The 24,445-nt window shown below is 61.3% G+C and carries 27 protein-coding genes; 14 read left to right on the forward strand and 13 right to left on the reverse strand.

Translation table 11 applies throughout. The features are described from left to right. Positions 1-102 precede the first annotated feature (102 nt). From RLEG4DRAFT_RS25420 to RLEG4DRAFT_RS25435, 4 genes are all read left to right on the forward strand, one after another. Positions 103-396, forward strand: a complete 294-nt coding sequence (locus RLEG4DRAFT_RS25420; RefSeq protein ID WP_003581090.1) for an ArsR/SmtB family transcription factor — start codon at positions 103-105, stop codon at positions 394-396. A gap of 1 nt (position 397) precedes the next feature. Beyond that, positions 398-1,564 carry an MFS transporter gene (locus tag RLEG4DRAFT_RS25425; RefSeq protein ID WP_003581091.1) on the forward strand — a complete coding sequence of 389 codons (1,167 nt, stop codon included), beginning with the start codon at positions 398-400 and terminating at the stop codon, positions 1,562-1,564. A 25-nt stretch (positions 1,565-1,589) separates the two neighbouring features. Next, a complete protein-coding gene (locus RLEG4DRAFT_RS25430; protein ID WP_003581092.1) occupies positions 1,590-2,714 on the forward strand; it encodes an alkene reductase in 1,125 nt (374 codons plus the stop codon). Between the two features lie 79 nt (positions 2,715-2,793). Next, positions 2,794-3,594, forward strand: coding sequence for an aminoglycoside phosphotransferase family protein (locus RLEG4DRAFT_RS25435; RefSeq protein ID WP_003581093.1), 801 nt, complete (start codon positions 2,794-2,796; stop codon positions 3,592-3,594). Here RLEG4DRAFT_RS25435 and RLEG4DRAFT_RS25440 read toward each other — a convergent pair. After that, the gene (locus RLEG4DRAFT_RS25440) at positions 3,591-4,613 is read right to left on the reverse strand and encodes an NAD(P)H-binding protein (RefSeq protein WP_003581094.1); all 1,023 of its coding nucleotides are present in this window, start codon (positions 4,611-4,613) and stop codon (positions 3,591-3,593) included. The two genes, RLEG4DRAFT_RS25435 and RLEG4DRAFT_RS25440, sit on opposite strands and share 4 nt — an antisense overlap. Before the next feature lie 94 nt (positions 4,614-4,707). On the opposite strand from RLEG4DRAFT_RS25440, the gene RLEG4DRAFT_RS25445 reads away from it, so the two are divergent. Together RLEG4DRAFT_RS25445 and RLEG4DRAFT_RS25450 are read left to right on the forward strand one after the other, a co-directional pair. Further along, on the forward strand, positions 4,708-5,607 hold the full coding sequence (locus RLEG4DRAFT_RS25445) for a LysR family transcriptional regulator (protein ID WP_003581095.1): 900 nt from the start codon (positions 4,708-4,710) through the stop codon (positions 5,605-5,607). 104 nt (positions 5,608-5,711) lie between these two features. Next, on the forward strand, positions 5,712-6,227 hold the full coding sequence (locus RLEG4DRAFT_RS25450; protein WP_037094143.1) for a GrpB family protein: 516 nt from the start codon (positions 5,712-5,714) through the stop codon (positions 6,225-6,227). 2 nt (positions 6,228-6,229) lie between these two features. On the opposite strand, the gene RLEG4DRAFT_RS25455 is transcribed toward RLEG4DRAFT_RS25450, so the two are convergent. Continuing rightward, positions 6,230-6,511 (reverse strand): DUF2188 domain-containing protein, encoded by a 282-nt coding sequence (locus RLEG4DRAFT_RS25455; protein ID WP_003581099.1) that lies wholly within the window; start codon positions 6,509-6,511, stop codon positions 6,230-6,232. A gap of 231 nt (positions 6,512-6,742) precedes the next feature. Here RLEG4DRAFT_RS25455 and RLEG4DRAFT_RS25460 point away from each other — a divergent pair, with 231 nt between their 5' ends. Further along, the gene (locus tag RLEG4DRAFT_RS25460; protein ID WP_003581100.1) at positions 6,743-7,840 is read left to right on the forward strand and encodes a calcium:proton antiporter; all 1,098 of its coding nucleotides are present in this window, start codon (positions 6,743-6,745) and stop codon (positions 7,838-7,840) included. A 63-nt stretch (positions 7,841-7,903) separates the two neighbouring features. On the opposite strand, the gene RLEG4DRAFT_RS25465 is transcribed toward RLEG4DRAFT_RS25460, so the two are convergent. From RLEG4DRAFT_RS25465 to RLEG4DRAFT_RS25490, 6 genes are all read right to left on the reverse strand, one after another. Next, the gene (locus RLEG4DRAFT_RS25465) at positions 7,904-8,593 is read right to left on the reverse strand and encodes a hypothetical protein (protein ID WP_003581102.1); all 690 of its coding nucleotides are present in this window, start codon (positions 8,591-8,593) and stop codon (positions 7,904-7,906) included. Between the two features lie 68 nt (positions 8,594-8,661). Then, positions 8,662-9,519 (reverse strand): hypothetical protein, encoded by an 858-nt coding sequence (locus tag RLEG4DRAFT_RS25470; RefSeq protein ID WP_003581103.1) that lies wholly within the window; start codon positions 9,517-9,519, stop codon positions 8,662-8,664. 47 nt (positions 9,520-9,566) lie between these two features. Continuing rightward, the gene (locus RLEG4DRAFT_RS25475) at positions 9,567-10,472 is read right to left on the reverse strand and encodes a glycosyltransferase (RefSeq protein ID WP_085061939.1); all 906 of its coding nucleotides are present in this window, start codon (positions 10,470-10,472) and stop codon (positions 9,567-9,569) included. Positions 10,473-10,651: 179 nt separating this feature from the next. Further along, positions 10,652-11,038: a type II toxin-antitoxin system VapC family toxin gene (locus tag RLEG4DRAFT_RS25480; RefSeq protein ID WP_003581106.1), complete on the reverse strand. Its 387-nt coding sequence runs from the start codon at positions 11,036-11,038 to the stop codon at positions 10,652-10,654. 2 nt (positions 11,039-11,040) lie between these two features. Next, positions 11,041-11,301: a type II toxin-antitoxin system Phd/YefM family antitoxin gene (locus RLEG4DRAFT_RS25485; RefSeq protein WP_037094794.1), complete on the reverse strand. Its 261-nt coding sequence runs from the start codon at positions 11,299-11,301 to the stop codon at positions 11,041-11,043. A 98-nt stretch (positions 11,302-11,399) separates the two neighbouring features. Continuing rightward, a complete protein-coding gene (locus RLEG4DRAFT_RS25490) occupies positions 11,400-12,602 on the reverse strand; it encodes a pyridoxal phosphate-dependent aminotransferase (protein WP_003581110.1) in 1,203 nt (400 codons plus the stop codon). 384 nt (positions 12,603-12,986) lie between these two features. Between RLEG4DRAFT_RS25490 and RLEG4DRAFT_RS25495 the strand changes: the two genes are divergently transcribed. The 3 genes from RLEG4DRAFT_RS25495 to RLEG4DRAFT_RS25505 are packed head-to-tail and all read left to right on the forward strand — an operon-like array spanning position 12,987 to position 17,336. Continuing rightward, positions 12,987-15,371, forward strand: a complete 2,385-nt coding sequence (locus RLEG4DRAFT_RS25495) for a marine proteobacterial sortase target protein (protein WP_003581111.1) — start codon at positions 12,987-12,989, stop codon at positions 15,369-15,371. Beyond that, entirely contained in the window at positions 15,361-16,134 is a 774-nt protein-coding gene (locus RLEG4DRAFT_RS25500; RefSeq protein WP_003581113.1) for a class GN sortase, read from the forward strand. The genes RLEG4DRAFT_RS25495 and RLEG4DRAFT_RS25500 overlap by 11 nt, the downstream gene beginning before the upstream one ends. A gap of 59 nt (positions 16,135-16,193) precedes the next feature. Next, positions 16,194-17,336: a PQQ-dependent sugar dehydrogenase gene (locus RLEG4DRAFT_RS25505; RefSeq protein ID WP_003581114.1), complete on the forward strand. Its 1,143-nt coding sequence runs from the start codon at positions 16,194-16,196 to the stop codon at positions 17,334-17,336. A gap of 2 nt (positions 17,337-17,338) precedes the next feature. On the opposite strand, the gene RLEG4DRAFT_RS25510 is transcribed toward RLEG4DRAFT_RS25505, so the two are convergent. Continuing rightward, positions 17,339-17,809: a hypothetical protein gene (locus tag RLEG4DRAFT_RS25510; RefSeq protein ID WP_003581116.1), complete on the reverse strand. Its 471-nt coding sequence runs from the start codon at positions 17,807-17,809 to the stop codon at positions 17,339-17,341. A gap of 102 nt (positions 17,810-17,911) precedes the next feature. On the opposite strand from RLEG4DRAFT_RS25510, the gene RLEG4DRAFT_RS25515 reads away from it, so the two are divergent. The 3 genes from RLEG4DRAFT_RS25515 (at position 17,912) to RLEG4DRAFT_RS25525 (ending at position 20,122) form a co-directional block, all read left to right on the forward strand. Next, positions 17,912-18,802, forward strand: coding sequence for a DMT family transporter (locus tag RLEG4DRAFT_RS25515; protein ID WP_003581118.1), 891 nt, complete (start codon positions 17,912-17,914; stop codon positions 18,800-18,802). A 486-nt stretch (positions 18,803-19,288) separates the two neighbouring features. Further along, complete coding sequence (locus RLEG4DRAFT_RS25520) at positions 19,289-19,504, forward strand: cold-shock protein (protein WP_003581120.1); 216 nt, start codon at positions 19,289-19,291, stop codon at positions 19,502-19,504. A gap of 141 nt (positions 19,505-19,645) precedes the next feature. Continuing rightward, positions 19,646-20,122: a BA14K family protein gene (locus tag RLEG4DRAFT_RS25525; RefSeq protein ID WP_171898238.1), complete on the forward strand. Its 477-nt coding sequence runs from the start codon at positions 19,646-19,648 to the stop codon at positions 20,120-20,122. Between the two features lie 62 nt (positions 20,123-20,184). Here RLEG4DRAFT_RS25525 and RLEG4DRAFT_RS25530 read toward each other — a convergent pair whose 3' ends face one another. Next, complete coding sequence (locus tag RLEG4DRAFT_RS25530) at positions 20,185-21,057, reverse strand: oxidoreductase (protein ID WP_003581124.1); 873 nt, start codon at positions 21,055-21,057, stop codon at positions 20,185-20,187. Between the two features lie 35 nt (positions 21,058-21,092). On the opposite strand from RLEG4DRAFT_RS25530, the gene RLEG4DRAFT_RS25535 reads away from it, so the two are divergent. Beyond that, entirely contained in the window at positions 21,093-21,551 is a 459-nt protein-coding gene (locus tag RLEG4DRAFT_RS25535) for a winged helix-turn-helix transcriptional regulator (protein ID WP_003581125.1), read from the forward strand. Here the strand turns inward: RLEG4DRAFT_RS25535 and RLEG4DRAFT_RS25540 are convergent. From RLEG4DRAFT_RS25540 to RLEG4DRAFT_RS25550, 3 genes are read right to left on the reverse strand one after another with little or no spacing between them, the layout of a single operon-like run. Next, positions 21,548-22,924 (reverse strand): ATP-binding protein, encoded by a 1,377-nt coding sequence (locus RLEG4DRAFT_RS25540; RefSeq protein WP_003581127.1) that lies wholly within the window; start codon positions 22,922-22,924, stop codon positions 21,548-21,550. The two genes, RLEG4DRAFT_RS25535 and RLEG4DRAFT_RS25540, sit on opposite strands and share 4 nt — an antisense overlap. Before the next feature lie 30 nt (positions 22,925-22,954). Continuing rightward, complete coding sequence (locus tag RLEG4DRAFT_RS25545) at positions 22,955-23,656, reverse strand: response regulator (RefSeq protein WP_003581129.1); 702 nt, start codon at positions 23,654-23,656, stop codon at positions 22,955-22,957. Next, entirely contained in the window at positions 23,657-24,148 is a 492-nt protein-coding gene (locus tag RLEG4DRAFT_RS25550) for a MarR family winged helix-turn-helix transcriptional regulator (RefSeq protein WP_003581131.1), read from the reverse strand. Between the last annotated feature and the right edge of the window lie 297 nt (positions 24,149-24,445).

Genomic DNA, 24,445 nt, shown 5'->3' on the forward strand with positions numbered 1-24,445 from the left:
CTCACTCAACAAAAGCCGCGGCCTCACGTCTCCGTGATTTGCATATCGAGATCCAACGATCAATATATCGGTTAAACACGATTTATGGTTCGGTAAACGACGATGGACAAAGACGAGATCATCAAGGCGCTCGCCCATCCCACCCGGATGGACATTCTGAGCTGGCTGAAAAATCCCGAAGAACATTTCCCCACGCAGGAGCATCCCTTTGAGATGGGTGTCTGTGCCAGTCAGTTCGAGCGCTGCGGCCTATCGCAGTCCACCGTCTCGGCCCATCTCGGAACCCTGCAGCGCGCCGGCCTCGTGACCACGAAACGCGTGGGACAGTGGATATTTTACAAGCGCAACGAAGAAACGATCGCTGCTTTCCTCAAGCAGATGACACAGGATCTTTAGAATGCCCCTCGCCCTGCTCGTCCTCGCCTTGAGCTCTTTTGCGATAGGCACAACCGAATTCGTCATCATGGGCTTGCTGCCGGAGATCGCTGCCGATCTCTCGGTCACCATCCCGCAGGCCGGATGGCTAGTGACCGGTTATGCGCTGGCGGTCGCGATCGGCGCGCCCGTCATGGCGGTCTCGACCGCGAAACTGAAGCGCCGCACCGCATTGATCGCGTTGATGGCCTTCTTCATCGCCGGCAATCTGCTTTGCGCATTGGCGAGCGGTTATTGGTTGCTGATGATCGCCCGCATCGTGACCGCACTTTGCCACGGCGCCTTCTTCGGCATCGGCTCGGTCGCCGCCGCCGGCCTGGTCGCCGAAGACCGCAAGGCCCGCGCCGTCGCGCTGATGTTTACCGGCCTGACGCTTGCCAATGTCCTCGGCGTGCCGATCGGCACCGCTATCGGCCAAGCCTATGGCTGGCGCGCCACCTTTGGTGTCGTCACCGTCATTGGGGTCGTTACCATTCTCGGCCTGATTGCCATCCTGCCCAGGGATAAGCAGCAGGAAAATGGCAGCATCCTGCGCGAGATCGCAGCCCTCAGGAACGGCGGCCTGTGGCTGGCGCTCTCCACCACGGTCTTCTTCTCCGCTTCGATGTTTGCCCTCTTCACCTATATCGCGCCGCTGCTGCGTGATGTCACCGGCATTTCCCCGGAAGGCGTCACCTGGACGCTGTTCCTGATCGGCCTCGGGCTGACCATCGGCAATCTCGTCGGCGGCAAGCTTGCCGACTGGCGGCTCGGCGTCACACTTGCCGGCGTCTTTGCTGCGATCGCCCTCACCTCGATCACCTTCAGCTATACCAGCCGCTTCCTCATCCCGGCCGAAATCACCCTCTTCCTCTGGGCACTGGCAAGCTTTGCCGCCGTGCCGGCACTCCAGGTCGGCGTCGTCGGCTTCGGCAAGGACGCTCCGAACCTCGTCTCGACGATCAATATCGGCGCCTTCAACACCGGCAATGCGCTCGGCGCCTGGGTTGGCGGTCTCGTCATCGATGCCGGCTTCGATCTCACCCGCGTTCCGCTCGCCGCAGCCCTGATGGCCCTGATCGGCCTCGGCGCGACGGCGCTCACCTATCTCTCCGCCAGGGGCCGAGCCGCCCTCGCCCCTGCCGAGTGATCCTCCCGCAAAAGAAAGGACCATCATGGCCAAGCTTTTCGAACCCTCCAAGGTTGGCGATATCACAGTCAAGAACCGCATCGTCATGGCGCCGCTCACCCGCAACCGTTCGCCGGGTGCTATCCCCAACGACCTCAATGTCGAATATTACCGCCAGCGCGCCACCGCGGGCCTGATCATCACCGAAGCGACCGCGATCACCCATCAGGGCCAGGGTTATGCCAACGTACCTGGTCTCTACAGCAAAGAGGCTCTCGACGGCTGGAAGCGGGTGACCGACGCCGTTCACGCGGCAGGAGGTAAGATCGTCGTCCAGATGTGGCATGTCGGCCGAATCTCGCACACGACGCTGCAGCCGGATGGCGGCAAGCCGGTCTCCTCGACCGACCGGGTCGCCAAGGCCAAGACCTATCTGGTCAATGGCGACGGCACCGGCAGCTTTACCGACACCTCCGAGCCGCGCGCGCTCGAAACCGCCGAAATCCCCGGCATCGTCGAGGATTACCGCAAGGCTGCCCGTGCCGCCATCGACGCCGGCTTCGACGGAGTCGAGATCCACGGCGCCAACGGCTACCTGCTCGACCAGTTCATCCGCGACGGCGTCAACGACCGGACGGACCAATATGGTGGCTCGATTGAAAACCGCACTCGCCTGGCCTTTGAAGTGGTCGATGCCGTGGTCAAGGAGGTCGGCGCAGGCCGCACAGCGATCCGCATCTCGCCGGTGACGCCATCGGGTGAAAGCTACGATTCCAATCCGCAGGCGACCTTCACCCACGTTGTTGAGGGGCTGGCCAAACACGGCCTCGCCTATCTTCACGTGATCGAAGGCCAAACCGGCGGCGAGCGTGACTACCGCCAAGGCGACAATCCTTCCTTCGACTACAAGGCGCTGCGCCAGGCTTATGAAAAAGCCGGCGGCAAGGCCGACTGGATGGTCAACAACGGCTACGACCGGGAGCTGGCGATCGACGCCGTCGAAAGCGGCCGTGCCGATCTCGTCGCCTTCGGCAAGCCTTTCATCGCCAATCCCGATCTCGTCGAACGGCTGGCGAAGAACCTGCCGCTCAACACGCCCGACCAGTCGACCTTCTATGGCGGCACCGCCAAGGGTTATCTCGACTATCCCATCCTCGAAAAGGTCGCCTGAGAGCCTTTCGGATACGAACCGCGAAATCCCGCCCAAGGGCGGGATTTCCATTGACAGCAACCTCCGCTAAGGTGTCGCCATGTTCGCTTCCTATCTTGATCGCTGGTCGTTGATCCCAGACGGCGAGCCTATCCTCACCCACTCGAGCCGCCTGCTGCCGGTCCTCTGGCAGGACAAGCCCGCCATGCTGAAAGTGGCCGCCGATATCGATGAACGATATGGCGCCCTGTTGATGCAATGGTGGGATGGCGACGGCGCAGCCCATGTCTACGCTCATGAGGGCGACGCGGTGCTCCTGGAACGGGCGATGGGAAAACGCTCGCTGCTTGCCATGGCGATGAATGGCGAGGACGACGAGGCAAGCCGCATTCTTTGCCGCACCGCAGCGCAGCTGCATACGCCGCGCGAAAAACCGCTCCCCGATCCCGTGCCCCTCAGCCGCTGGTTCCGCGATCTGGAACCAGCAGCCAAAAAACATGGCGGCACGCTGGCCGAATGTTCGGCGATTGCCAACGCGCTGCTTGCCGATCCGCGCGACCTCGCCGTCCTTCACGGCGACATCCACCACGACAATATCCTCGATTTCGAGGCGCGCGGCTGGCTGGCGATCGATCCGAAGCGGCTGCACGGCGAGCGCGGCTTCGATTTCGCCGATATCTTCGCCAATGAGGAATTGCCTGTTATCACCGACCCCGCTCGTTTTCGCCGCCAGCTCGCTATCGTCTCGGCGGAGGCTCGGCTCTCGCCGAAGCGGCTGTTGCAATGGATCGCTGCCTATTCCGGCTTATCCGCCGCCTGGTTCCTCGGCGATCCGAATATTGAGCAGGCAGAAACGGCCCTGACGGTCGCACGGATCGCGCTGGCCGAACTTGAGGCTTAACCCGGATTCTCAGGCGACGGCACCATAAAGGCCGGCGCCGTGTCGCGACGCGGTTCGGGCAGGCAGCCGAGCGCCACAAGCGAAGCCCTGACGGCCTCGTCAATTGGCGTCTGCGGCTCCTTGCCGAGTTCGGCCACAAGCTTGGCGTTTCGCATCCTGAGCGGCACCTTCCAGAGGTAACGCATCTCCTTGATCTCGCGCAGCATGGGAATAAAGGGCGCGGCGAGCGGCACGACCCACCAGGGAAAACGGCCGATCCTCGCCTTGCCGCCGGCAACACGCTTGATCGCTTCGGCCATCTGCATACCGTCCGCATCCCAGAACCCCTCCATATGGTAGACGGCAAAGGGCGACAGCCGGTCGGCCCGCTCGATGAGCTGGGCGACGGTTTCCGCCATATCGGGCAGAAAGGTCCACTGATGGCCGATGCCGCGCCGCGCCGGATTCTTGATCGTGCCGACGGGCTTGCCCGGCGTCACGAGACCCGACGAAAACCAACTGTTTTCTGTGGTGCCTGGGCCGAAGAAATCGCCGGCCCTGACGATGATTGCGCCAACGCCGGCGTGCGATGCCGCTTCCAGCCGCTTCTCCATCTCGACGCGGATCGCCCCCTTCTTCGTCAGCGGATGCTGCGGGCTTTCCTCGGTCGGCGCCGGCAGGGTATCGGGACCGAAATTGTAGACGTTTCCTGGCAGTACGATGCCCGCACCGACGGCTCGGGCAGCGACGATGCTATTGTCCAACATCGGCAGCACCAGCGTTTCCCAATTGCGATAGCCGGGCGGATTGACGGCATGGACGATCAGGTTGACGCCTTCAGCCGCCTTCAGGACGTCACCGGCATTCATCGCATCGCCCTGGACCCATTCGAATGCCGGGTCGCGCTTCGACACCTTGGCGGCATCACGGTTGAGCGCCCGGATGCGCCAACCGCGCGCAAGCAGCTTGCGGGCAATCGCGCCGCCGATACCGCCGGTGGCGCCGAGAACGAGGGCCGTGGTGTTCATTTCGCTGCTCATGACAATCATCTCCTTCACTTGACTGGAGGGACTATGCCACCGCGCCAGAATAAACAAAATTGACGAAATAAATGCATCTGCTATACAAAAATATATGAACACTGAACCGAGCTGGGATTTTTACCGCAGTTTCCTGACCGTGCTCCAGCAAGGATCGCTTTCGGCCGCAGCTCGCGAGTTGGGGCTGACGCAGCCGACTATAGGCCGCCATGTCGACGCACTGGAAACGGCAATTGGTGCCGAACTCTTCACCCGATCCCCGAACGGTCTGCTGCCGACTGACGCCGCGTTGGCGCTGAAGCCCTATGCCGAGACGCTGGCGGCAACCACCGCCGCCCTTATGCGCACCGCATCCGGTGAGCGCGAGCGCGTCGCCGGAACCGTCAGGGTCAGCGCCAGCGAGGTCATCGCCGTTGAAGTGCTGCCTGGGGTTCTCGGACCGCTGCAGGAGACCTATCCCCAACTCCAGATCGAGCTCTCGGCTTCCGATGCGATTGAGGATCTGGTGACCCGCGAGGCAGATATCGCCGTGCGCATGGCCGAGCCTCAGCAAGCTGCGCTCGTCGTGCGCCGCATCGGCGATATCCCGCTCGGTTTCCACGCCCACCGCCGCTACCTCGAACGACACGGCATTCCGCAAACCCTGGCTGACCTCGCAAACCACCGGCTCATCGGCTTCGACCGGCAGACGGCCTATGTCCGCATGGTAACAAAACGCTATGAAGTGCCGGGCATCGACTTCTCCTACAGGAGCGACAGCAATCTTGCCCAGCTTTCGGCAATCCGCGCCGGCGTCGGCATCGGTCTCTGCCAGATCGGGCTCGCACGGGGCAACCCCGATCTGGTGCACCTCCTGCCCGATGCGTTCAACATCCCGCTCGGCATGTGGGTGGCGATGCATGAGAGCCTGAAGACCTCGCCGCGCTGCCGCGCCACCTTCGACGCACTGGTCAAGGGGCTTCAGGACTATCATCGATATTCGACCAGCACTTAACTTCGAAATCCGGAATCGATTTTCGAAGAGAATCATGCGCAAATTTCAATGCCAGAGAGCATTCCAAACCTGTCCTGTCGGATAAACGGCGCTGTAGCGGAAAAATGATGACCCACGATCCGGTTGAACTCGTGCCCTACGATCCGCAATGGCCGCAGGCGTTCCGGCGCATCCGCGACAGGCTGCTTGTCTTGCTGCCGCAGGCGCTCTCCGTCGATCACATCGGCAGCACCTCCATATCAGGCATGACCGCCAAGCCGCTGATCGATATCGACATCGTTCTTCCCGGCCTCGGGCATATCAAGGCCGCCACCGACGTACTTCTCGCAGAAGGCTACGAACCGCGCGGCAATCGTTATGACGACGAGGTCTGGGCGTTTTTATCGAGAGGTTTGGTGCCGCGGGAGCGGGTCTACCTTTGTCCTGCCGGCAATGGCACGCATCGTAACCGGCTGGCTTTCCGGGACCATCTCATCGCGCATCCCGAGGCTGCGGCCGAATATGCCGCACTCAAACGCAGGCTGGCAGGCGAATTCAGGATGGATGGCGACGGCTATACCGCGCATAAGCGCGAGTTCGTCGACACGATCGTCGCGCGGGCATTGGCAGACGATCGTTAACTTCAAATGCCTGGCGAGGCCCCGGCCGCGCGATCCTTCCACTGGCCGTCTACCACCTCGGTTTCCGGCCGGTCGCCGCCCTCGGCATATTCCTCATGCCATTTGCCGTTCTCGTCCTGCCAGCTGATCTCGGCGGAATCGCCGCCGACCTGCTGTTCGGCCGCGACGATGCGCGCAGCTTCGAGCGCCTCGGCGTGGGTCGGGAATGCCTCGGAGTAGACGCCTCCCAGCCTGTAGGCCCAGCCGCCGTCATGCGGCACGACTTCATAGACCACCTTGATCATGCATCCGTCTCCTCATCTTCTTGTTGCGCATTCGCATGCTTCCGGACAGGGTCCGGGTCATCGCGGCCGCGTGACGAGAATTCGAGGACGCCGCGATCTGCTTTCCGGCCCCGATGGTGTTCAGTATTCCATTAAACGCCGAAGACTGCAAATGGCACCAGATCACGGCTTCCTTGATATGCGAAATCAGTGGCTTAGATAAAACGCATGAATCGGGACAGGAGCTGAAACTTGGCGATTGCGTCACGCTTAAAAGAAGAGAAGTTTCTGGTCGTCGCACTTGCCGTTGCGGCGATCGCCTATCTCTTGGAACATGCGGTGATCGAGATGGGGCGCGGCGTCGCGCTGATCGCCGCCGCCGCCCTGGTCGGCACCATCGTTCTCGCCTCGATCCGCGTAGCCCATCATGCCGAACTGCTCGCCGTCAAGGTCGGCGACCCCTATGGCACGATGATCCTGACGCTGTCGGCCGTCGCCGTCGAGGTCATCATCCTCGCCATCATGATGAGCGGAGAAAGTTCGCCGACACTGGTGCGCGACACGATCTATTCCGCCCTGATGCTCGATATCAACGGCATTCTGGGTCTCGCCGCCCTGCTCGGCGGCCTCAAGCATGGAGAACAGCCCTACAACGACAATTCAGGCAAGACCTACGGGGTGATGATCCTCACTGCCATGGGCATCTCGATGATCGTGCCGGAATTCGTGCCGCATGATAAATGGCACTATTATTCCGCTTTCACCATCGTCGCGATGATTGCGCTCTACGGCCTCTTCCTGCGCATGCAAGTCGGCCAGCACAGCTATTTCTTCAGCTACAGCTACCCGCGCTCCGAACGGAAGAAAGAAAGTCCGGGCGAGCATGGCTCAGACGAGCCGACCGCGCTGTCGATCGCCACCATTCTCGTCGGCGTCGTCATCATCGGCTTGCTGGCCGAGTTCATGGCCGCCTTCATGTCCGAGGGTCTGCGTGACAGCGGCGCGCCGATCGCGGTGACCGCCGTCGTCGTCGCGGCGATTTCAGCCGCCCCCGAGATCCTGACCGCCTTGAGGGCAGCGCTCAGGAACCGGATGCAGGCGACCGTCAACATCGCCATGGGCGCCTCGCTGTCGACGGTGATCCTGACGGTGCCGGTCATGGAGGCGATCGCGCTCTATACCGGCCAGCCCTTCATCATGGCGATGACCCCGGTGCAGACGGTGATGGTGACGATCACGCTGATTGCCGCGGCGATCAACCTCAACGACGGCGAGACCAACGCCATCGAAGGCATGACGCATTTCATCCTCTTCGCCACTTTCGTCATGCTGACGGCGCTGAGCCTTTGAGGGCCTCGCTCCCCTGCGGGAAGGAAAGGACAGTGTCCAGAGAGCAAAAGTGCGCAGCGGTTTCTAGGCGCGCTGTTGGACGAAAAGCAGGCGTTCGCGGGTTGCGAACCACTCCTCGGCGTAATCGTCGTTCTTGTATTCCTCGAAATACGGCCCGCCATCGGTGAAATGGACGATCTTGGCGTCTTCGCGGTAGTCGTATTCATTGACCAGGTAGTTCCAGGTCACCGGCAATTCGCCGATGAGGTCTTCGTTCTCCAGCCACTTGAACTGATGCAGTTGCAGCCCGGTCGCCGTATTGACGTAGTCGGGCGTCAGCGCGCGGCATTCGTCATTGTTGAAGAGGATGAAGCTCGACCAGTTCTTCTTTTCGTACTTGGTTTGCGTCTGGCCGAGGAACTTGGTTTCGACCTTCGGCTGGTAGTCGTGCTTGACGCACATCACGGCGTAACGATGGTCGCGCAATGCCCAAAGCTCGGCGATATCGGCACGCATCAGCATGTCGCAATCCATGAAGATGCTCCAGCCCTGGTAGTCGCTGAGATAGGGCGTCAGGAAGCGCGAGAAGGAGAACTCCGTCGATTGCAGCGTATTGCGCTCGCGGGTGAAAATCCCGCCAAGATTGGAAAGCGCAATGGGCGAGAACTCGACCGGGATTGACGACTTCTCGATGATGCTCTGCACGAGAACGTGGTAGGCGACCACCTCCTTGGGATCAAATCCGACGAAAATTCGAACGTTCTGTTGTTCCATTGTCCACTCGATCGCCAGTATTGAGCAACGTTTTCTTGGCCACGCCTGTCGGCAACGCCTTGCGACAGTCACTCCTTCGATTTTTCAAGAAAACGCTCCTTGCGGGTTTTTGGTTTGAACCGCCGAAAGAAATTGTCGACGGAGCGGATGAATTTAGTAACTGACATCAGTCTGTCGATCTGCGTATTCGTATTGTCGAGCCGCTCCGACAAGACCTCTGCCGCGGTCATCGCGATCTCGATCGGCGGCACGTCGGGAAACCGTTTGGCGAGCGCCGAATAGGGGCTGGCATCGACACCGCCCATCATCGAGATCGAACCCATGCGCGCAAAGAGACGCAGGAAGATTTGCTCGAACGTCCAGTCGTGAACGTCGAAGACCTTCCACTTCTCGCTCCGTTTTGCGGAGAAGCCGGAAAGCAGTATCTTAGCCGGCAGTTGCAGATCGGCCAGCCACAGCGCTACCGCAAAGCCGCTCGTCGCGATCTTGCCGATCGGATAGACACCGACGAGCATCTGCGCAAGATCAAGGTGACGGACCTGAGCGCCTTCGAAGCGGCCGCTTTCGCTGAGATTTTCCTCCACGGACACCCGGATGTTGACGACGCCGAGGAAATCGTCGCCGCTAAAGAAGCGCAAGACATCCGCCACCTCGCGCCGGTGGACGATATGGGCGCCCATCACGTCACTGCGGGCAACCAGCATCGAATGGCCGACAAAGGGCTCGTCGAGCACCTTGTAGACCTTGTTGAAGAAAACGTAGAGTGCCGTCTCCGGCAATTCGCTCCGCAGCCACTCGAGATCGACCGCCTCGCTGTTTGCCACCAACACGATGTGGGAATACCGCGACAGCAGCGCCTTCCACGCGTCCGGGGTCAGGAAATTGAAGCCGGTCAAAGCTTTGTTATCGCTGGGGATTGCTTCCATATCGCCTCACATGCACTTTCCAAGGACGATGCGCTCTGACCGCCCGACTAGCTGTTGCTGAAATAGGCGCGCATCCGTCCAAGCCGCGTCAGCCCGCCGATCTGCTTTCCCACATGCGAAAGGAAGCCCGTCACCCGGCCCGTCATCGACGGCTGCCTGCAGAAGGAAGCCCAGGGCGTGTTACGAAGATCTTCGGCATAGCGCTTGGCCATCCGCCGGTGCACCCAGGGCACGGTTGCCTGCCAGGGCTTCTTCCGGCCGGTGAAATGGAAGATGGCCGGTCGGGCGACAAAAGGCAGGAGCCCCGTCTGCGTATTCCAGCGTGGATCGAGCACCAGCCAGTCGCCATCGAAAGTGACGTTCAGGGCATCCTGGTCGTTGTTCTCGAACAGATGCGACCGCTCCTCGAAGACTTCCCGGGTCCTGGCAAACAGCCCTTTCGCCCGACAGGCCGACCAGTCGAACAGCAGTACGCCGGCATTGAAGTAGCGGCCGCCCTCGCCCATGCCGATCTTGCGCTGCCGTGCGCCGGCCTTCTCGGGAAAGGCCATGACATAATCGTCGACAGCGGCGAGCGCTTTGCCCTGGAGATCTCTCGTAAAGAGTTCATCGACGGGCGCCACCGCAAGCACATCGGCATCGAGGTAAAGCAGGCGCTCGATATAATCTGGGATATCCCGATCCATATAGAGCCGCGCCAGCGTCGCGGCGGACCAACGGCCCCGCGCCTGGAGACCGGTATCCGGCGTGTTATAGGGCAGCACCCTGATCGCCATACCGTGAAGCCGCCCAAAATTGTCGACCTCGGCGACCTCGTTCGGCTTGAGGTCGATGCCGAGAAGCAGGAACTCGACAGCGGAATCGCCGAGATTGCGTTTGACGGAAAGCAGGGTGCAACAGGCGGCCGGGAGCATGTTGACATCCGAACATACGATGACGGCACTCTGTTGCAAAATCCGGCTCCCGAAGCGGCAAATTGAACTTGATGCCGGATATCTAGTTGGTTTGGCGTCCGCCCGCAACCGCAGACCACCCTCCCCAGCGGCACTCGTCCTCACCTTTTGAATCGAAATTCAACGACTTGCGAGGCGAAGCGGATTCAATGGGGCAACGCGTTGAATCGGGATATGAACTATAGCCTCAGCGCCAGCGGATGGCCGACAAGCAGCCGGTCGACCGTGGCAAGCTGCAGGTCCTCGACCTTGCACTGCGCCAGCAGCAGGCGATCGAAGGGATCGCGTGTCTCTGGCTCGGGGTCTGCGGCGGTGATGACGTGCGGGATGTCGATGGCCAGGATCGTCAGGCCGATCACCCTGAGATAATTGGGAATGGTCTCAAGGGGTAATCCCGGCTGCAGTTTGCCAAGCCTGGTCTTGATCGCAATTTCCCAGAGGCTGGCGACGCTGACGAAACCGCTGGCGGCACTATCCGAAAGTAACTGCTCGACACGCGGAAAACGCTCCGCCAGTTTCTTCTGCGCAACGGCGATCACCACATGCGTGTCAAGCAGCACGCGCATGGTCACGGCAGCGGCTTGAGAAGAAAATCTTCCGGTAAAGGATCGTCGAAGTCGTCGGCGATATACATGTCCGTCCTCGTGATGCCCTTAGAACGAAGATAGGCCTCGCCGGCCTCGAGGTTCAAACCGCCGTGCTTCTGGTGCGGCACGAGATCGAACACCGGCCGGCCGTTCCGCGTCACGACAATGGTCTCGCCTTCCTCGACTTCGCGGGCAAGCTCGGTCAGGCGGTTTTTCGCATCGCGGATTGAAACGGTCTTCATGACGCCAAATGTAGCCACATGCAGCCACATCGTCAACGCCGGATAACAAAAGGCCCGCCGTCACCGGCAGGCCTTCGATCGATATTGCGGCAATCAGCTTACTTGCAGGCGGCGCAGAAACGCTGGATGCGACGGCAGGCCTCTTCTAGAAGATCTTCCGACGTCGCATAGGAGATGCGGAAGTTCGGGCCGAGGCCGAAGGCCGAGCCGTGAACGACGGCAACGCCTTCGGATTCCAGCAGTTCGGAAACGAAATCCTCGTCGGTCTCGATGACCTTGCCCGACGGAGCCGTCTTGCCGATCAGGCCCCTGCAGGAAGGGTAGACATAGAAGGCGCCTTCCGGCACCGGGCAGACGATGCCTTTGGCCTGGTTCAGCATGGAAACGACGAGATCGCGGCGGCCTTCGAAGATCTTCTTATTCGCCGGAATGAAGTCCTGGGTGCCGTTCAGCGCCTCGACAGCCGCCCACTGGGCGATCGACGTCGCACCCGAGGTCTGCTGACCCTGGATCATGTCCATGGCCTTGATGAGCTGGAGCGGGCCGGCGGCATAACCGATACGCCAGCCGGTCATTGCATAGGCCTTGGAAACGCCATTCATCGTCAGCGTCCGGTCGTAGAGGCTGGGCTCGACTTCGACTGGCGTGGCGAACTTGAAGTCGCCATAAGTCAGGTGCTCGTACATGTCGTCGGTCAGCACCCAGACATGGGGATGCTTGACCAGCACGTCGGTCAGCGCCTTCAACTCGGCATGCGTATAGGCAGCCCCCGTCGGGTTGGACGGCGAGTTGAAGATGAACCACTTGGTCTTCGGCGTGATCGCCTTTTCCAGATCGGCCGGCTGCAGCTTGAAATCATGTTCCTGGGTGGCCGAAACGAAAACCGGCGTGCCGCCGCACAGCGCCACCATCTCGGGATAGGAAACCCAGTAAGGCGCCGGGACGACGACTTCGTCGCCGGGGTTCAGCGTCGCCATGAAGGCGTTGAACAGGATCTGCTTGCCGCCGGTGCCGACGATCGTCTGTTCCCAGGAATATTCGAGACCGTTTTCGCGCTTGAACTTGGCGGCGATCGCCTTGCGCAGCTCAGGGATACCGGAAACCGGCGTGTACTTCGTCTCGCCGCGATTGATCGCGTCGATGGCGGCGTTCTTAATATTGTCGGGCGTATCGAAATCCGGCTCACCCGCACCGAGGCCAATGACGTCACGTCCTTTCGCTTTCAGCTCACGCGCTTTCTGGGAGACGGCGATGGTGGCTGAAGGCTTCACACGGGAAAGAGCATCGGCAAGGAAGGCCATGATATCGGTCCTAATGGTTGAAACGGGCAGAAAGCCGGGACCGGAGTTCTGCGGTTAGCTCTATGTCCAAAGTATGACGGCATTTCAAGCGCAAAGGCGTCATGGCGACATGATTCTTATTGATCGGTTCGCCGCGCGACCAGCGTGGCACACCGATCCTGTCCGATGCACTTTGAATATGCGCTTGGATCTCCTTGCCAGGATCTTGGATCAATCTCCGCAATCGTCGGAATTTACCCTCTGAAATCAGAGAGATCGTCGGATTTCGTCGTTGCCACGAATAAGCCGCAACAAATGCCGGGCCGCGCCGCAATTCGGTCGCGAGCGCGCCGAGATCGAAGCCGCATCATTCTGTCTCCGAAATTGGTTATTGAGGGTATGCCAATGTTCCTGGAAGACGAATATGCCATAGGGCGCATACGCGCGCGCCGTATTTCCATTTCATTTCTTGTCGCCATCACCGCCTTTGCAGCCTGCATCGCCGCGATGCTGGGGCTTGCCTCCACCGCCCGCGCCGAGGCACGGCAGGGTTCCGGCCAGCTCGCGGCCCTCGTCCGGCCGAACGACGTAAACAGCGGCTCGCTGCTCTTCCCGTCGAAGGAACCGGGCTTCTATGTCGAAGCGCCGCGGCTGAAGACCGACGTTGCAATCGATGTCTCCGGCCCGATCGCCAGAGTGAAGATGACGCAACGCTTCCGAAACCCGAGCCAGGGCTGGGTCGAGGGCACCTACGTCTTCCCGCTGCCGGACAATTCAGCCGTCGATGCGCTGAAAATGCAGATCGGCCAACGCTTCATCGAAGGCCAGATCAAGCCGCGCCAGGAAGCCCGCGAAATCTACGAACAGGCCAAGGCCGAGGGCAAGAAGACGGCGCTGCTCGAACAGCAGCGGCCGAACATCTTCACCAACCAGGTCGCCAATATCGGCCCCGGCGAAGAGATCGTCGTGCAGATCGAATATCAGCAGACCGTCCACCAGTCGGGCGGCGAGTTCTCGCTGCGCTTCCCGATGGTCGTCGCCCCGCGCTACAATCCGGCGCCGATCGTCCAGACCGTCGAGTTCAACAACGGCGCCGGTTTCGCCACGCCGCGCGATCCGGTGGAAAACCGGGAGAAGATCGAGGCCCCGGTGCTCGATCCGCGCGACAATGCCAAGATCAATCCGGTTTCGCTGACCGTCAATCTCAAGGCCGGCTTCCCGCTCGGCGAGGTCAAATCCTCCTTCCACGAGGTCGATATCCGCCAAGACGGCGACCAGGCAAGAACGGTCAGCCTGAAAGGCGAAGCCGTTCCCGCCGACAAGGATTTCGAGTTCACCTGGAAACCCGCGCCCGGCAAGCTGCCGAGCGCCGGCCTCTTTCGCGAAGTGAAGGACGGTAAGACCTATTTGCTCGCCTTTGTCACTCCGCCCACGGCGCCGGATGCGGCAGCGCCCCCGGCAAAACGTGAAGTAGTCTTCGTCATCGACAATTCCGGCTCCATGTCCGGCCCGTCGATCGAGCAGGCAAGGCAGAGCCTGGCGCTCGCCATTTCCAGGCTGAACCCCGACGACCGCTTCAATGTCATCCGTTTCGACGACACGATGACCGACTATTTCAAGGGCCTGGTCGCTGGCACCCCAGACAACCGGGAAAAGGCGATCGCCTATGTCAGGGGCCTGACCGCCGACGGCGGCACGGAGATGCTGCCCGCGCTCGAGGATGCGCTGCGCAATCAAGGACCGGTTGCAACCCGAGCTCTGCGGCAGGTCGTGTTCCTGACCGATGGTGCGATCGGCAACGAACAGCAGCTCTTCCAGGAAATCACCGCAAACCGCGGCGATGCCCGCGTCTTTACCGTCGGTATCGGCTCGGCCCCGAACACCTATTTCATGACCAAGGCCGCCGAAATCGGCCGTGGTACCTTCACTCAGATCGGCTCGACCGATCAGGTGGCAAGCCGTATGGGCGAGCTTTTCGCCAAGCTGCAGAACCCCGCCATGACCGATATCGCCGCAAAATTCGAGGGCATCGCTGCTGAGGATATCACGCCGAACCCGATGCCGGACCTTTATAGCGGCGAGCCTGTCGTTCTAACCGCGGAACTGCCGGAGGTTAAGCCCTCCGGCAAGCTTGAGATCATCGGCAAGACCGGCGACCAGCCCTGGCGCGTCGAGATGGATATCGCCAATGCCGCCGAAGGCAGCGGCATCTCCAAGCTCTGGGCGCGGCGCAAGATCGATGATTTCGAAGCCCGCGCCTATGAGCGTCAGGATCCGGCCGGGCTCGACAAGGATATCGAGACGGTGGCGCTCGCCCACCATCTCGTCTCCCGCCTCACCAGCCTGGTCGCCGTCGACGTCACTCCGTCGCGGCCGGCAGGCGAGCCGCTCGGTTCGGCGAAGCTGCCGCTCAACCTGCCTGAGGGTTGGGATTTCGATAAGGTCTTCGGTGAAAACCTTATTCCTCCTGGCGGCGGAGAACGTCACGGCGCAGTTACCCCTGTAGGAAACGCCGGACCGCAGCAGGCCGCGGCCGAAACACGGGATCTTGCCGCATCGCCTGAGATCGCAAACATGATGGCCGCAGCCCCGACAGCCAAGGCCGCAACCCTGATCGCGCAGAGGAGCTCGACCGTAAACCTGCCGCAGACCGCGACGCGCGCCGACGAGCAGATCATCCGCGGGCTTACCATGCTGCTGCTGGCGCTGATGGCGGCAAGCGGGCTGGCCGTCTGGCGCCGGCGCATCAAGCGGATGATCGCGCTCGGAGCCAAGCCAAATGGTCTCTAGGCTCTCAGCAAGCCGGAACGAGGAAGCGGCCGAATTCGAGCCGCTTCCGACCTATCTGGAACTCGCCATGGCCGCCGCCACGGCCCACGACAGGCCCAAAGTGCGCCAGAGGAAGGGGTTCTTCCTCTGGCGTCTTTCCTCGATCGAAAAAACGATCGCAGTCGCTATCGCCGGCCTTGCTCTTTACGGCTTGGCGCTGATCGGCGAGGGCTTCCTGCTGAAGGCGAAGGCGGAACTCTCCCAGATCCTGCTGAAACGCGCCTTCGCCGCGGAACTCAACGGCGAGGAGAAAAAACCTTGGCCCTGGGCCGATTTCACCACGGAGGCCAAAGTGCGCGCACCGCGCCTCGGCAAGGAGGCGATCGTGCTCTCCGGCGCCTCCGGCGAAGCCCTCGCCTTCGGCCCGGCTTGGCTCACCGACACGCCGCAACCCGGCGAGGAAGGCACCTCGGTGATCGCCGCTCATCGCGACACACATTTCCGCTGGCTGCAATTTGTAAAGCCCGGCGATACGATCGAGGTCACCCGCCGTGACGGCAGACTATTGACCTTCAAGGCCGGCGAGGGCCGCATCGCCGCGTGGGATGCCAGCGGCATTGACCCCTCCTCCAACGGCCGCCGCCTGGTGCTGACCACCTGCTGGCCCTTCGATGCGACCGAACGCGGGCCGCTGCGCTACATCCTCGAGGCGGAACTGGTCGACGGCGAAGCAACCGGCTCCGTTCAACCGGCAAACACAAAGCCGTTATCCCAGACCGAATGAGGCTTGAAGCTATCCCCTGCCCGCTCCACGTTCGGGATGGAGAGACGACGGGGAAGCAAATGAAGAGAATGGCCAACTTCCATTTCGCCGCAGCGCTGGTCCTGTTTGGCGCGATACCCGCCGGTGCGGCCGATACCGTCAGCACGCAGGGTCCCGCGGTCCTCATCGAAAAACTCGCCGATGGCCTCGAACACCCCTGGGCGGTCGAGGTGTTGCCCGATGGCGCCTATCTCGTCACCGAGCGGCCGGGCCGCATGCGGATCGTCCGCGACGGCAAGGTCTCCGCCCCGATCGGCGGCGTGCCCAAGGTCAGCGCCCGTGGCCAGGGCGGCCTGATGGATGTGGCGCTCGCTCCGGACTTTGCGACATCTCGAAAGCTCTATTTCACCGCCGCCATCGCCAATGGGCAGGGCTCCGGCACCGAAGCCTTCAGCGCCACGCTGTCCGCCGACGAGAAGAGACTGGACGCCGTCACGCCTGTTTTCACCATGCGGCGTTTCACCTCGGGCAACATCCAATATGGTTCGCGCATCGCAATTGCCCCCGATGGCAGCCTGTTCATCAGCGTCGGTGACCGTGGCGACCGCGACCGCTCGCAGGACTGGCGGGACGACGCCGGCTCGATCATCCACATCAATGCCGATGGCAGCATCCCAGCCGACAACCCTTTTAAGGATGGCGGCAAGGCGCTGCCGGAAATCTGGTCGAAGGGCCACCGCAACCCGCAGGGCATCACCTTCGATACAAAGGACGGCAAGCTCTACACCGTCGAACACGGCGCGCGCGGCGGCGACGAGATCAACCAGCCCGAGGCCGGCAAGAATTACGGCTGGCCGATCATCACCTACGGCCGCGATTATTCAGGCGCCGAGATCGGCGAAGGCACCGCCAAGAAGGGGCTTGAACAGCCGTTGCATTACTGGGATCCGTCGATCGCCCCTGGTGCGCTCGCCGTTTATCGCGGCTCCATGTTTCCGGAGTGGGACGGCAATTTCCTCGTCGCAGCGCTGAAGTTCCAGCTGCTCTCGCGCATGCAGTGTGACGAGAGCGGCGCCTTCGTCGCCGAAGAGCGACTGTTCGAGGGCGAATACGGCCGCATCCGCGATGTGATCGTCGCCCCCGACGGCGCGCTACTGATGGTGACAGACGAAGATAACGGATCGCTGCTCAGAGTCTCGCGCGCCGAGGCCAGCAACGGCTGAGGTCACAACGCGCCGCGCAACTCCTTGCGGATGACGAATTTCAGTCCGGACCAGATCTCATCGATGGCACAGACCTTGACGTCGACAAGACCTGTCGGAAGGAGAATCTCTCGCAGCACACCCTCGGTGACATCGGTCGGCACCCGCGAACTCCTCTTCGGCCAGGAGATCCACAGCATGCCGTCCGGCTTGAGAACACCGAAGATCGTAGGCGCGACGGCGTCCAGCACCTCTCGTACAGTCACAAACAGATGCACATAGTCGAACGCCCGCCGAGGCGTTTCTGGAAGCGCAAAGGCGACCGAGGCAAACCCGTCGAAGCCATGGATGTCACCAACCGTTTCGGGAACGCCGAGAAGCGCAGCCGTCTGTCCGCGCACAAGGCCGAGCTTCCTGGCAAGCGGCGTGCCTGAATAGCCTGCCGTCCCGGGCGCCACCATTTTGCCGGCCAGCCGGCCTTCTTCGCGTCGCATGCATCACCTCCGTCGTCAGGTGTGAAGTCATCACCCTTGCCTCGAGCAAACGCAACTGCTAACCGCTTGGCCACATCTCCCCCTTCCCGATCGAGGATCGACATGACTCGCGCTCAGGCGAACCTCTTTCTATTGCTTGCAGCCGCCATTTGGGGCGGCGGCTTCGTTGCCCAGTCGACGGCGATGAAAGCGATCGGGCCCTTCTGGTTCATCGCCCTGCGTTTTGCCGTCGCCACATTGGCCGTGCTGCCCTTCGTCGTTTTTGAAGCGCGCAAAGCCAAGGCAAGGACAAGCGCCCGCCATGCGAAACTCTATATCCTCACCGGCCTTGCTCTTTTCAGCGGCGCAGCCACGCAGCAGGTCGGGTTGCAGACGACGACGGTGACGAATTCCAGCTTCATCACCGGCCTCTATGTCGTCTTCGTGCCGCTCATCGCCGTGTTCTTCCTCCGGCGTGCCCCACATTGGATCATCTGGCCGGGTGCGCTGATGGCCGTCGCCGGCATCTATCTCCTCTCCGGCGGTCAGCTCTCGGCCCTCACATCAGGCGATCTTCTGACGGTCGCCTGCGCCGTCTTCTGGGCAATCCAGATCACCCTTGCCGGCACAGCCGTTTCTGCGACCGGAAGGCCGCTCGCACTCTCGGCCACGCAATTCGCCGTCACCGCGGTCTGCGCGCTCACGATTGCCGCAGCCTTTGAACCGATCAGCCTATCGGCAATATGGGCCGCGGCGCCTGAGATCCTCTATGTCGGCATCTTCTCCTCCGGCCTCGCTTTCGTGCTGCAGGTGATCGCCCAGCGCTACACCACGCCGTCGCAGGCCGCGATTTTCCTCTCTTCCGAGGCATTGTTCGGCTCTTCGCTCGCGGCCCTCCTGCTCGGCGAGACGATGCCGGCAACCGGTTATGCAGGTTGCGCGCTCATGTTTATCGCTATGCTTGTGGTCGAACTCGTGCCCGAGCTCGCCCGGCGGCGCCTGCCCGCCGCTTGAACACGCGTCCAAATATGGGTGAGCCACGCATCGGAAAAAATTTTATCGGATGCGCAAAGACGCGTTCACGTTGCATTTTTGGGAAAATCTGCTCGGAACTTATATTGCAGACGATATAAAACGTTAATCATTCCCTATCTTCGAAGAAAATTTTGCGTTTTTGCGCAAATTGGATATTCGCAGGCGTCTGCCGCACACGAGACAATAAAAACTTTTGCTTGCCAAAATCCTTTAATCGCAGCAATCTCGGCGCGTTCGGGCATTTTGCGAGCATGGGAAGTCCTTAAGTATTTGCGCGCCGGGAACGCTAATATCCCGGTCAGCCGGTTCCGAAAATGGCGGGCGAAAGTCCTGTCTGGAGCAGGCCGAGGTAGAGGGGACCCTTTTTCTCACATTTCAAGAATTGCCTGCCAACCCCTCCTGCAAGGAGGCAATGCTATGATGCTGCCCGTGTGGATGGCGGGCAGAGAGAAAAGGACCTGACGCATGGCAGAGACTGGGACTGTAAAATTCTTCAATACCGACAAAGGCTTCGGCTTCATCAAGCCGGACCGCGGCGGCGCCGATATCTTCGTTCACATTTCTGCCGTTCAAGCCTCCGGGCTGGCCGGTCTGACGGAAAACCAGAAGGTAAGCTTCGACACGGAGCCGGATCGCCGTGGCAAAGGCCCGAAGGCCGTCAATCTGCAGATTTCGGGCTGAACGCTTAACAAGGCTGTCGAATTCGAGTTGAAGCCCGGCAGCAATGCCGGGTTTTGTCGTTCAGCCTTCGTTCAGCTGTAAGTCCTTAGTACTATGACCATCGAGAAGGAACCGGCGTTCGGTTTCCGGGATTAGGACTTTATGCTTATGAACAGGCTCGCCAAGACTCTTCTGCTGACGGCAACTGCTGCCGCACTCACGCTTTCTGCCATCGGCGAGGCATCGGCCGGCGATCGCCATTGGCGTCATAACAACCACCACGGCGGCAATGATGCATGGGTCGGCGGCGCCGTCGGCCTTGCGACCGGCCTGATCGTCGGTTCTGCCATTGCCAACGCCAATAACGGTCCTGCTTACGAAGAACGCCGCTACATCGACCCAGCCTACGAGCCGGATTACTACGAGCCCGCTCCTGTTTATCGCGCCCCGCGCCGCGTCTACGTCGAGCAGCCGGAATATGTCGAGCAGCCGCGATACTATGCGCCGGTCCGCGCGGCAGTCGAGCCCTGGTCGCCGCAATGGCAGCGCTATTGCTCGTATCGCTACCGCTCCTTCGATCCGCGCAGCGGCACCTATATCGGCAATGACGGCCGCAGCCACTTCTGCACCGCCGGTTGATTGCTCCTCTATTCCTGATACGAAGCGCCGCTTTTCAGCGGCGCTTTTGTTTTTGGCCCTGTTCAGCCAACCTTCTTTTCCCAGGGCATCGGCCCCACCTCGGCATCCGGGTCGAAATCGGTCGAGACGCTGACGGCGCGCCATTCGCGATCGGCCTCGATCCGCGCGGCGTCCGCTTTCTCGACGTTGCGCACAGCATCGCTGCCGAGCAGCAGCCGGAACGGTGGCGCATCGAGACCGGCAATGTGGATGATAACCGCAGCCGCTTTCGAGGGATCGCCGGGCTGGCGACCATCATACTCACGCTGGAAACGAACCGTGGCGCCGACCGTCTCCGCATACTCCGCCCGCCCTTCGGCAAGCACCGTCGAGGCGCCGGCGAAATCGGTCCTGAAGCCGCCGGGCTCGATCACCGTTACCTTGATCCCGAAGGACGCGACCTCCTTCGCCAACACTTCAGAAAAGCCCTCGACAGCGAATTTCGCCGCCGAATAGGCCCCGCGCCCGGCAGGCCCGATCCGCCCACCGACGGATGAGAACTGGATGATGTGCCCCGCCCCCTGTCTACGCATCAGGGCGATCACCGCCTTGGTCATGATAATCGTGCCGAACAAGTTGGTCTCGATCTGGGCCCGGAAGTCGGCGAGACTAGTATCTTCGATCGAGGAAACATTGCCGTAGCCGGCATTATTGACAAGCACGTCGATGCGCCCGAACCTCTTCACGCTAGCCTCGACCGCCGCCGCTGCCGCTGTCTCGTCGGTCACATCAAGCGCGATCGTCAGCACCTGGCCGCTATACCGGTCGGAGAGATCGGCAAGCCGGGCGGGATCGCGCGCTGTCGCCACCAGATTGTCGCCGGAGGCCAAAACCGCCTCCGCCAGCGCCCGGCCGAGACCGCGCGAACTTCCAGTAATCAACCAGACCCTGGACATCGGAAACCCTTCCTTTTTTGGTTCCCGGATCATGTATGGTCTATTGTATCCGATCGAAAGAAGGTACCCGGACGATCTATACACACCTTGAGGTAACTGACTTGACCAGCGACATGTTCGATTTCTGCTGCTCCATGACCGACGAACAGGATGCGCGCGCCCGCGAACTGATCGAGCGGGCGGCGGCGAAATGGCCGCTGCGCATCCTGCATGTGCTCTCAGACGCCGGCGCCCCCTTGCGCTTCTCGCGTCTTTTGGAACGGGTCGAGGGCATCAGCCAGAAAGTGCTGACGCAAACGCTCCGCACCCTCGAAAGAGACGGCCTCATCATCCGCACGCTCTATCCGCAAGTGCCGCCGCGTGTTGAATATGAGTTGACGCCGCTTGGACGCGACCTCCTCATGCAGGTCGCAACGCTTTGGCGCTGGATCGTCGAGCGCCTCAGCGATTTTGATGCGCGTAAAGCCGTAAAACTGACAGCGATCGGGGTTTAGGCCGGGATGCGGATCGTTGCCCTCAGTCCGCCGAGCGGGCTGTCGCCGAGGGTGACGTTGCCGCCATGGCTGCGTGCAATGTCGCGGGCGATCGCAAGGCCAAGGCCGGTGCCCGAGGCATCGAGATTGCGCGCCGTATCCAGCCGGAAGAACGGCTTGAACACGTCTTCGCGGTTCTTTTCGGGAATGCCCGGCCCGTCATCGTCAAAGATGACAGTCAGCCATTTGGCATTGTGCTTGGCCTCGATATCAAGCCTATCGGCATAACGGCGGGCATTCGAGGCGAGGTTGGTGACGAGACGCATGAAGGCGTTCGGCCTGACCGATATATCGTCGTCGCCTTCGATCGAGTAGTTGAAGCGTTTTCCGTGCAGAGCGAAATCGGCTTCCAGCTTGCCGAAGATTTCGCTGAGTTTCAGCTCGCCGACATCCTCTTCGACCTCGCCGCGCGCGAAGGCCATATAGGCCTCCAGCATGGTCTGCATATCGTTGACGTCGTCGTTGAGGCCATGCAGGTCGGGATTGTCGCCGGCAAGCGCCAACTGCAGCTTGAAGCGGGTGAGGATGGTGCGCAGATCATGGCTGACGCCGGACAGCATCGCAGTGCGCTGCTCGATCTGCCGCTCGATCCGCTCGCGCATCAGGATGAAGGCAAGGCCGGCGCGCCTGACCTCGTCGGCGCCGCGCGGATAGAAATTATCGGGTTTCTGCCCCTTGCCGAAGCTTTCGGCCGCTCGCGCCAAGGTCAGGATCGGCCGGATCTGCCCGCGCAGGAAGAGGATCGAGATGCCGATCAGCACCAGCGAGGTGCCAACCATCCAGACGATGAAGATATGTGTGTTCGAGGCATAGGTCTGGCTGCGCTTGGTCAGCACCCTGAGGATCTTGTTGTCGAGCTTGATGCGGATCTCGACGAGGTTCGAGTTGCCGACCGTGTCGATCCAGAAAGGCCGGTGGATCTCGTCGGTGATCTCGTCGCTGAGAATGCCGTCGAGGATCGAGAAGAACGGCTTGACGCGCGGCGGCGGCAGGTCGCCGTCCGGCTCGATCGAGATCTGCAGGCTGAGCTGATCGCGGGCGATGCGGATGATCTCGTTATAGTCGGAATTCTGCGGGTAGGTCTCGATGATCTCGATGATCGCGGCAATGTCACGGGTGACGGCAAGCGACAGCCGCTCCGTCACCATCTGCCAGTGGCGCTCCATGAAGACCGCGGCGACGACGGATTGCAGCAGCACCATCGGAATGATGATGATCAGCAGCGAGCGCGCGTAAAGCCCGGTCGGCAGCCGCCGACGCAGCCAGCGGAAGATCCAGCGCCAGCCCGGCGCAGAACTGCGGTCTTCCCGCCGCAAGCTTTCGATCGTCACCATCAGCGCCGGTCCTGGCCTCTATCCTCAGATCTAGTCGATGCTCAGCCTGTACCCGATCCCGCGCACGGTCTGCAGCCAGACGGGATTGGCCGGGTCATCCTCGATCTTACGCCGCAGCCGGTTGATCTGCACGTCGATCGTCCGCTCGCCCACCTCGGTGTCGTTGCCGATCAGTTCATGGCGGGGGATCGTGTCGCCGGCGCGCCTCGCAAAGAGCAGCATGATCTCCTGCTCACGGTCAGTGAGCCGGATGACCTCGCTGGCTTTCTTCAACTCCTTGCGGGTCAGCGAGAAGGTGTAGGGGCCGAACATGACCTGTTCGATCTTCGGTCCTTCCCCGCCGGCATTGCGCCGCAGGATGTTGTTGATGCGCAGCACCAGTTCGCGCGGGTCGAAGGGCTTGGAAAGATAGTCGTCGGCGCCGGCCTCGAGGCCTTCGATGCGGTTGCCGGACTCCGCCAGCGCCGTCAGCATGATGATCGGTACGTTCTTGATGGCGCGAAGCCCGCGGGTGACGTCGATGCCGGATTCGCCGGGCATCATCACATCCATGATGATCAGATCGAAATCGAGACCCGCGAGCTTGCGCTGCGCCTCGGCGCCGTCGGCGGCGACGGTAACGCGGAAACCGTTCTCGGCGAGATAACGATTGAGCAGCGCGCGGATGCGCGAGTCGTCGTCGACCACCAGCAGGTGCGCCGCATCGTCGGAAATACCTGTCTTGACCGCCATTCAATCCGCCTTCTGTCTGTCCCGCATCCCTCTGAGGAAAGCTTTTACGCCCTCCCGCACCTCCGCAGAAGCCCCTTCGAATGCCCGCTCAATGCGGCGCGATTGCGGCTCGGCAAGGGCAAGCGCCAGCTCTCGTCCCGATTTCGTTGGATAAAGCTTGCGCTGCCGCCGGTCCTCAGGCCCTGCCACCTGGCGAATATAGCCTGAATCGATCAACTGTTTCAGCACCCTTGCAAGGCTCTGCTTGGTGATCTTCAGCGTATCGAGAAGATCGGCCACCGTCATGCCGGGGTTGCGATTGACGAAATGCACGACGCGGTGATGCGCCCGCCCGAAACCGCTGGTTTCGAGGATGGCGTCGGGATCGGAAACGAAGTCGCGATAGGCGAAGAAGAACAGCTCGATGATCTCGAAATCGATGATGTCGGTATCTTCCATCGGCGTGGCCAGCGGCTCTGGCTTGCCTGTTTTCGGGCCGGTCTGTCGTGACACGCGGCATTTCCTTTCTCATCCCACACATTGCGGGAAACTGCTTTGCCGAACTTTACGGGAAACCGCCCGACCTCTCATTTCCCTGGATGTCTTCGGAAACCAAGGCTCGCCCGGAACTTCCGACGCAATAAAACAATTTCTCTTGCGTCTGTGGATAAAACGTAATGGGGATAACAATCAACAGGCATGGCGCTTGAAGCAGCTGAGGAGGTTCAGCAGGCCGCCGAAGCATCGGCTATGCGGATACCGGGATGCTCGATTATCGTGGCAAGATCGCTGAAGCGACAAAGCTAACGT

The organism is Rhizobium leguminosarum bv. trifolii WSM2297 (assembly GCF_000271845.1).